This is a genomic window from Anabaena sp. WFMT (assembly GCF_051781005.1).
Taxonomy (GTDB): Bacteria; Cyanobacteriota; Cyanobacteriia; order Cyanobacteriales; family Nostocaceae; genus Anabaena.
The window spans coordinates 177,007-184,328 of sequence record NZ_JBPWOA010000034.1; the positions used below are offsets into that span (position 1 = coordinate 177,007).

Consider the following 7,322-nt stretch of genomic DNA (forward strand, 5'->3'; position numbering starts at 1 on the left):
GTCTCCCTTGTGAAGTTGTTAGTTTTATAACAACTATTTAAGTTGTAGCTTTAGCGTTGAGGACTTCTGTGACCTGCCAGCGCTTGGTTTTACTCAGGGGTCTAGTTTCCTGAATGCGGACGCGATCGCCCACTTTACAATGATTATCTTCATCGTGAACCTTATAGCGCTGGGTTCTAACTACGATTTTGCCGTACTTGGGGTGAGGAGCGCGGTTTTCTACGGCTACTACGACAGTTTTTTGCATTTTATCGCTCACTACCAAGCCAACTCGTTCTTTGACTGCCATAATCTCTTACTTTTCTTGCTGGGACGATTGACTTATGGCCCGTTTGCGTTCTCCCTCTACTGTCAACAGTTGGGCTAGGCGATGGCGGGCGTGTCTGAACTGGTGAGGTTTTTCCAGTTGTCTAGTAGCTTTTTGCAAGCGCAACTGAAATAGTTGTCTTTTAGTAGAGAGAACTTCCTCAGCCAGTTTCTCGTCACTTAATTCTCTAGCTTCTGAAATTTTGGGAAGAGGCATAACCTACTCCTGCTCCTGTGGTTGAGAGCGAATAATAAACTTAGTCTTGATTGGCAACTTATAGGCGGCTAATCGCATAGCTTCACGGGCTATTTCTTCGGTAACACCAGCGATTTCAAATAAAATCCGTCCTGGCTTGACTACGGCTACCCAAAACTCTGGGTTACCTTTACCAGAACCCATCCGGGTTTCAGCAGGACGCATGGTGACAGGTTTATCTGGAAAAATCCGAATCCAGATTTTGCCACCCCGGCGGATATAACGAGTCATTGCTCGACGAGAAGCTTCAATTTGCCGAGAGGTTATCCAAGCGGGTTCTTGAGCTTGGAGGGCGAAATCCCCAAAGTTGAGAGTACTACCACGGGTAGCTAGACCCTCCATTCGTCCGCGTTGTTGTTTGCGGAATTTAGTTCTTCTAGGACTTAACATGATTTGTCATTAGTCATGGGTCATTGCTCATTAGTCATTAGTAATTTACTAATAGCTAATGACTATCCTTCGTTTGATCTGTCTTCAAATTGCTGGCGACGACGTTGTTGTTGACGGCGACGGGGTTCGCGTGTTGTGGGTGCGGCTGGGGTTTCTTCCTGTCCAGGAATAATTTCTCCCTTAAATACCCAAACTTTGATCCCCAAAATGCCGTAAATCGTTTGCGCTGTGCAGTAAGAATAGTCAATGTCAGCCCGTAGTGTATGTAGAGGTACTCTACCTTCACGTGTCCACTCTGTCCGGGCAATTTCTGCACCGTTGAGGCGACCACCGACTTGAACTTTTATTCCTTGAACACCTGCTCTTTGAGCGCGTTGGATAGCTTGGCGAACTACCCGACGGAAGGAAACACGGCGTTCTAATTGTTGAGCGATATATTCGGCTATCAAGTAGGCATCGGCATCAACTCGTTGAACTTCAACTACGTTAATGCGAATTTGACGGTTGCTGCCCAATAGGTCTTGGAGTCCGGTACGCAGTGATTCAATACCTTGTCCACCCCGACCTACTACCACACCTGGTCTGGCTGTCCTTACCTCTAGGTCGATTTGATCGGCTTTGCGCTCAATGCGTACTTCGGAAATGCCGGCATTGTTTTGAGCGTATCTACCCAGTTTTTGTTCTATGTATTTCCGAAGTTTGTGGTCTTCTTGTAATAGTTCTGGATAACGGTCAGGAACGGCAAACCACCGGGATTGATGTTCTTGAGTAATACCCAGACGAAAACCGACTGGATGAATTTTCTGTCCCACAAATGCTTCCTCTAAAATTTCTTACTGTACGCAATTATTTGTGTCTTTCTTTTGCTTATTTGCCTGTGGTACCAGCACCAACAGCGACAGTTATATGACACGTTGGCTTGCGAATTTGGTAAGCTCGACCCTGCGCTCTGGGTTGGAACCGTTTCAGAACTGGGCCTTGATCGGCGTATGCCTGAGTGATTACTAGTTCTGCCCGATCTAAACCTTCGTTATGTTCAGCATTTGCAGCGGCACTTCTTAGCACCTTTAATACTGGTTCACAAGCTCGATAGGGCATGAATTCTAGGATAATCAGGGCTTCTCGATATGAACGCCCCCGAATTTGATCGAGTACACGACGCACTTTAAAGGGAGAAATGCGTATAAACCGGGCGATCGCTTTAACTTCTGTAGTATCAGTTGCCATAATTTTCTCCATCTTTGTCAGTTGTCAGTTGTTAGTTGTCAGTTGTCAGTTATTAATGACTAATGACTACTGACTAATGACTACTGGCTATCTCCCTGATTTTTTGTCACTTTTTCCATGACCCCTGTAGGTACGTGTGGGGGCAAATTCTCCCAATTTGTGACCTACCATTTGCTCATTGACAAATACGGGAACGTGCTGTCTACCGTTATGAACAGCTATGGTATGACCTACCATCATGGGCAAAATTGTCGATGCTCTCGACCAAGTTTTAATGACTTGCTTTTCGTTTTTAGCGTTCAGCTTTTCAATTTTGCTGAGTAAGTGATCCGCAACGAAAGGACCTTTTTTTAGAGAACGACCCATAGTTCGATTTTTGAGTTTGAATTTTTGATTTTGGATTTAGAATTTCGGATTTTGGATAATTAAGTTTCTCATTAGATTTCCCCAATTTCAGAAGGATGCCTACAAGTAGAACTAATCTAAAATCCAAAATTTAAAATCTAAAATTCTAGGACTGGCGACCACCACGACCGCGTTTAGAAGATTTCCGACGGCGACGCACAATTAGCTTGCTACTTGCTTTTTTACGTTTCCGTGTCTTCGCACCTAGAGTAGGTTTACCCCAAGGTGTTACAGGACCGGCTCTACCAATGGGCGCTCTACCTTCACCACCACCATGTGGGTGGTCAACCGGGTTCATGACGCTACCTCTAACCTTTGGACGGCGACCCTTCCAACGATTACGTCCTGCTTTACCAGCACTCAGGTTTCTCGCATCAGTGTTGCCTACTTTACCAATAGTGGCGTAGCAGTCACGACGAATTAGGCGAACTTCACCGGAAGGTAATTTAAGAGTGACATAATTGCCTTCTTTTGCTACAACTTGAGCTTCTGCACCAGCAGCACGAACGATTTGTCCACCTTTACCTGGGGTCATTTCAACGTTGTGAACACTAGTACCCAAGGGAATTTTGAACAGAGGTAAGGCATTACCATCTTCAAAGGGAGCATCAACACCAGCAATAATTGTTGTGCCAACTTTCAATCCATTGGGATGCAGAATATAACGCTTTTCTCCATCTTCATATAGCAACAGGGCTATGCGTGCATTCCGGTTGGGATCGTATTCAATTGCTGTAACTGTAGCGGGAATATCCCGTTTATCTCGCTTAAAGTCAATAATCCGATAAAGTTGTTTGTGGCCGCCTCCCCGACGACGGCTGGTTATCCGCCCTTGATTATTCCGACCTTTGGGACGGTGTACTGATTCAGTTAATGATTTTTCTGGCTCAGTTTTAGTAATTTCCGCGAAGTCAGAAACTATAACTTGGCGAGTACTAGGGGTATAAGGGCGATAAGAACGAGTACCCATAAGTAATTTTGGATTTCGGATTTTCGATTTTTGATTCAGAATTTGTTCGATTTCGATTTTCGATTTTTAATTGTTTTTTGGCAATTTATTGACTAGCCCAATTTAAAATCTAAAATCTAAAACCTAAAATTCTTAGACTTCTGGGAATAGAACTTGTCTAATCTTCTCTACATCCCCAGATGCAACGGTGACAATAGCTCGTTTGTATTGAGGTCTGTAACCGATAAATTTACCAACGCGGCGCTGTTTGCGTGGTGGCAATGCGGTGTTAACTTTAACAACCTTGACTTGAAATAAGTCTTCAATTGCCGCTTTAATTTCTGGCTTGCTCGATTTTGGAGTTACTTCAAAAGTGTATTTGTTTTGCTCCATCATGATGGTCGCCTTTTCGGTAAGAATTGGACGACGCACTAAGTCGGCAAGGTTACGGGGGTCAAAGTTAGGCACTGTAGACCTCCTGAATTTTTTCTAAAGCTGCTGACGTTAAGATAATTTTGTCAGCGTGCAGTAAATCGTAAACATTTAGTTGGTCAGCAGCAATTAGCTTTAAATTCTCTATATTGCGGGCTGACAAAAGTACGTTTTCTGCTATCTCAGACAAAATTAACAGTGACTTTTGTTCTGGTAATGCTCCCCAACGAGCTAATGCTGCTACCAATTCTTTGGTTTTGGGGCGTTGTAGTTCGTTGCTAAATTCTTCTACAACTATCAAATCTTCGGCACGACTCACGAAGGCAGTCCGCAGTGCCAAACGCCGTTCTTTCCGGTTCAGCTTCAGGTTGAAATCTCTGGGTTTAGGTCCAAAGATTACACCACCACCACGCCATAGGGGTGAACGAATAGAACCTGCACGAGCGCGACCTGTGCCTTTCTGTCTCCAAGGTTTGCGACCACCACCTCTGACTTCAGAACGAGTTTTGGTGCTGGCAGTTCCTTGGCGAGAATTGGTCATTTGTCTGACCAATGCGCGGTGTACTATATGAGCCGCTGTTTCTGCTTTGGCAACTCGCAAGTCAAAGGTTGTTTCCCCAACTTGCTCTCCTTGCCAATTTTTTACTACACTCTCAACCATCTTTGTGTCCTTTGTCAGTTGTCAGTTGTCAACTCACAACTAAAACTATTTATTACCAACTTTATTTGTAGGAACAACATTCACTAAGGCTCCTGGTTTACCAGGAATAGCGCCTTTAATGAGAATTAAGTTGCGTTCTGCATCTACTCGCACTACTGTTAGTTTGCGAATTGTGACACGAGTGCCGCCTAAACGTCCTGCCATGCGTTTACCGGGATAAACACGACCAGGAGTTGTACCAGCACCGATGGAACCGGGCGCTCTGTGGTTTTTGGAACCATGGGACATGGGACCACGACCGAAGTTATTACGCTTCTGGTTGCCTGCAAAACCGCGACCGATACTTGTACCGATCACATCTACAATTTGTCCTTCACTAAAAATATCTGCTTTAAGTTCTTGACCTAAAGCATAATCACCGGAGGCATCAGTGCGATACTCGTTCAAGTGCCGCAATGCTGGGGCGGATGATTTAGCTAGGTGGCCTAGCAGTGGTCTATTTAACGCCTTGGGTTTCACTTCGCCATAACCAACTTGAATGGCAGCGTAACCGTCGGTCTGTTTCGTTTTAACTTGCGTGACAGTGCATGGACCGGCTTGAATGACGGTTACAGGAATAGCTCTTCCTGCATCGTCAAATATTTGGGTCATGCCCAGCTTGGTGCCGAGAATACCTACAGACACAGTAACTGGTTCTCCTTTCTAGTTGCTGACCTTAAAATCGGACTTGCTTGAGACAAGATTCGTAAACGTCGTTTTTTTAGGAGGAAGTTAGCCTCCAAAATTTGGACTGGCGTTTAGACAGTGCAAATTTTTTTGACGCAATAAATTGTGTCTCTACTGTTTTAGTGAATAGGTTTATATTCACTCACTTGTTCTCCAGAACAGCCATAATTACTTTCCCAATAGGAATGCATTACTTCTGGAATCAATGCAAGACGTGATTGCTTTGCGCTTTGTGCAGCAATGCTTTCGTCCAAGCAATTGCTCTGGCACTCTCCGGTTGTAGTAGGACTTAAGCGGATGTTTTCCACCCAGTATCCGTTTCCTCAGACTTACTATAATGCCATAAAACCAACATTATTGCTCAGGTTCTACTTCTTTAAATACCTTAAACTATTGTTTGAGGATTTGCCTTGTTTTAGGGGCTGCGGGAGTGAAAGTGGTCTGGAGCTTTGATTTGGCTTTGGTTTTGTAGCCGATAGCTCCTAATTTGACCTCAAAGCTTTTTTAGTTTAGCAGTCTCTTATGCATTTATACTAGATTATCCTCTGGGGAATTAAAGTCATCAAATTTTGATGCTTACACTAGTTTAAAAGTGCTAAATAGAAAAACTATCTAATTTTACTGTTTGGTCACAATCTAATAGTATAAATCATTGATTTATTTTTGTCCAGCAATCTACAGGTAGATTTTCTCTGAGGGATGGATAAAGGCGGGAAAGTAAAAACTTGCCTACGCTTGATAACCAAATTTTGCTGAATGCTGAATTATGTGACTTAATCTAACTTAATCTACCATCAAAGGGTCAATAATAGAGATATCTGAGTGGGATAAGACGAAAATCTATGGCACTAATTACCACTGGCAACGGTTTAATCCGCGATTTGGAGAAATTCGGCGCGCTGGGTGTGTATGTTCCTTTGGAAGGGGGCTATGAAGGTCGGTATCGCCGTCGATTGCGGGCAGCTGGCTATATGAACCTTCACATCACTGCGAGGGGACTAGGGGACGTTGCGGCTTATTTGACGAGAGTTCATGGAGTTAGACCTCCCCATCTGGGTAAAAAAAGCACTGGTAGCGGTGCAGCGGTGGGTGAAGTTTATTATTTACCGCCGATAATTAGCTATCAGCTAGAACAACTTCCACCTAAATCCAAGGGTCTATTGCTGTGGATTATTGAGGGACATATTCTTTCTAATCAGGAAGTGGAGTATTTAGCTAATTTGCCTAAGTTGGAACCACGGGTTAAGGTGGTGATTGAACGGGGTGGCGATCGCTATTTCCGTTGGACACCTCTGGAAAAAACTCTGTTAGCTAGTTAGTCACTAGGGGCGGGGCAACCCCGCCCGTCCTTGCTTCAAAAGCTGATAGTGTAGATTAAGTCAAATTCTCGATAGATAGCCAAACGGCAAGAGTGAGTAGGGTTTTCTAGCAGTTCGTAATCTAAACCACCTGTAATTTGTGTTACTGGTCGCCTCAACGGTTTTTCAAACTGATACCACTCACGGTTACTCCATTCAAATATGGTTGCGTCTAGGGAATTTTGTAATTCTGATGCGAAAAGTAAAAGTTCTAATTTATCTTTATGACTACCAGTGATAAAGCATCTAAGGGAAACTGACTGGGTAATTAAAGGTCTGGGTTCGTTTGCTGCTATGGTGTTGCATTCTCCCAGTTCAATATCATAAGGCTCTAATCGCAGATTTTCTAGTTGCTGCCAAGACTTTTCTATCTCATTGAGGCGGTTGTCTAGATAAGGTAGCAGTCCTAGCTTGGCATCAGTTAAAAGTTGACGAATATTAGAAAGTTGGGTCATTACTGAGTTTTTCTCCACTATGCAGTCAGATTATCGTTTTGTTGACTAGGTGGGAGATAAACTTTGGAAAACTTTGTTTCTGCAACTTTTTCTGTTTTCCGTTAGTTTTGATACTTTCTTTCTATTAGACATCTATAGAGAAAACTATGTTTGTGAA

The 7,322-nt window shown here is 43.6% G+C and carries 12 protein-coding genes; 1 reads left to right on the forward strand and 11 read right to left on the reverse strand.

Going from position 1 to position 7,322, the window contains the following annotated elements; genetic code table 11:
* Positions 1–37 precede the first annotated feature (37 nt).
* From rpsQ to rplC, 10 genes are all read right to left on the reverse strand, one after another.
* Positions 38–289: a 30S ribosomal protein S17 gene (gene rpsQ / locus ACSQ6I_RS23360; RefSeq protein WP_438892630.1), complete on the reverse strand. Its 252-nt coding sequence runs from the start codon at positions 287–289 to the stop codon at positions 38–40.
* A 6-nt stretch (positions 290–295) separates the two neighbouring features.
* Positions 296–523: a 50S ribosomal protein L29 gene (rpmC, locus tag ACSQ6I_RS23365; protein WP_015215919.1), complete on the reverse strand. Its 228-nt coding sequence runs from the start codon at positions 521–523 to the stop codon at positions 296–298.
* Positions 524–526: 3 nt separating this feature from the next.
* Positions 527–952 carry a 50S ribosomal protein L16 gene (rplP, locus tag ACSQ6I_RS23370; protein WP_015215918.1) on the reverse strand — a complete coding sequence of 142 codons (426 nt, stop codon included), beginning with the start codon at positions 950–952 and terminating at the stop codon, positions 527–529.
* A 62-nt stretch (positions 953–1,014) separates the two neighbouring features.
* Positions 1,015–1,764, reverse strand: coding sequence for a 30S ribosomal protein S3 (gene rpsC, locus ACSQ6I_RS23375; protein WP_438892631.1), 750 nt, complete (start codon positions 1,762–1,764; stop codon positions 1,015–1,017).
* 55 nt (positions 1,765–1,819) lie between these two features.
* Positions 1,820–2,179 carry a 50S ribosomal protein L22 gene (rplV, locus tag ACSQ6I_RS23380; protein ID WP_015215916.1) on the reverse strand — a complete coding sequence of 120 codons (360 nt, stop codon included), beginning with the start codon at positions 2,177–2,179 and terminating at the stop codon, positions 1,820–1,822.
* 87 nt (positions 2,180–2,266) lie between these two features.
* Positions 2,267–2,545 carry a 30S ribosomal protein S19 gene (gene rpsS / locus ACSQ6I_RS23385; RefSeq protein WP_200323506.1) on the reverse strand — a complete coding sequence of 93 codons (279 nt, stop codon included), beginning with the start codon at positions 2,543–2,545 and terminating at the stop codon, positions 2,267–2,269.
* 145 nt (positions 2,546–2,690) lie between these two features.
* Complete coding sequence (gene rplB, locus ACSQ6I_RS23390) at positions 2,691–3,554, reverse strand: 50S ribosomal protein L2 (protein ID WP_438892632.1); 864 nt, start codon at positions 3,552–3,554, stop codon at positions 2,691–2,693.
* Positions 3,555–3,686: 132 nt separating this feature from the next.
* Positions 3,687–4,001: a 50S ribosomal protein L23 gene (locus ACSQ6I_RS23395; protein WP_438892633.1), complete on the reverse strand. Its 315-nt coding sequence runs from the start codon at positions 3,999–4,001 to the stop codon at positions 3,687–3,689.
* Positions 3,994–4,626 carry a 50S ribosomal protein L4 gene (rplD, locus tag ACSQ6I_RS23400; RefSeq protein ID WP_438892634.1) on the reverse strand — a complete coding sequence of 211 codons (633 nt, stop codon included), beginning with the start codon at positions 4,624–4,626 and terminating at the stop codon, positions 3,994–3,996. Before rplD ends, ACSQ6I_RS23395 begins: the two co-directional genes overlap by 8 nt.
* Positions 4,627–4,671: 45 nt before the next feature.
* Positions 4,672–5,310 carry a 50S ribosomal protein L3 gene (gene rplC / locus ACSQ6I_RS23405; RefSeq protein WP_015215911.1) on the reverse strand — a complete coding sequence of 213 codons (639 nt, stop codon included), beginning with the start codon at positions 5,308–5,310 and terminating at the stop codon, positions 4,672–4,674.
* Positions 5,311–6,194: 884 nt separating this feature from the next.
* Between rplC and ACSQ6I_RS23410 the strand changes: the two genes are divergently transcribed.
* Positions 6,195–6,671, forward strand: a complete 477-nt coding sequence (locus tag ACSQ6I_RS23410) for an NAD(P)H-quinone oxidoreductase subunit N (RefSeq protein WP_438892635.1) — start codon at positions 6,195–6,197, stop codon at positions 6,669–6,671.
* Between the two features lie 35 nt (positions 6,672–6,706).
* Here the strand turns inward: ACSQ6I_RS23410 and ACSQ6I_RS23415 are convergent, their stop codons facing one another.
* Positions 6,707–7,165: a hypothetical protein gene (locus ACSQ6I_RS23415; RefSeq protein ID WP_438892636.1), complete on the reverse strand. Its 459-nt coding sequence runs from the start codon at positions 7,163–7,165 to the stop codon at positions 6,707–6,709.
* Positions 7,166–7,322: the final 157 nt, after the last annotated feature.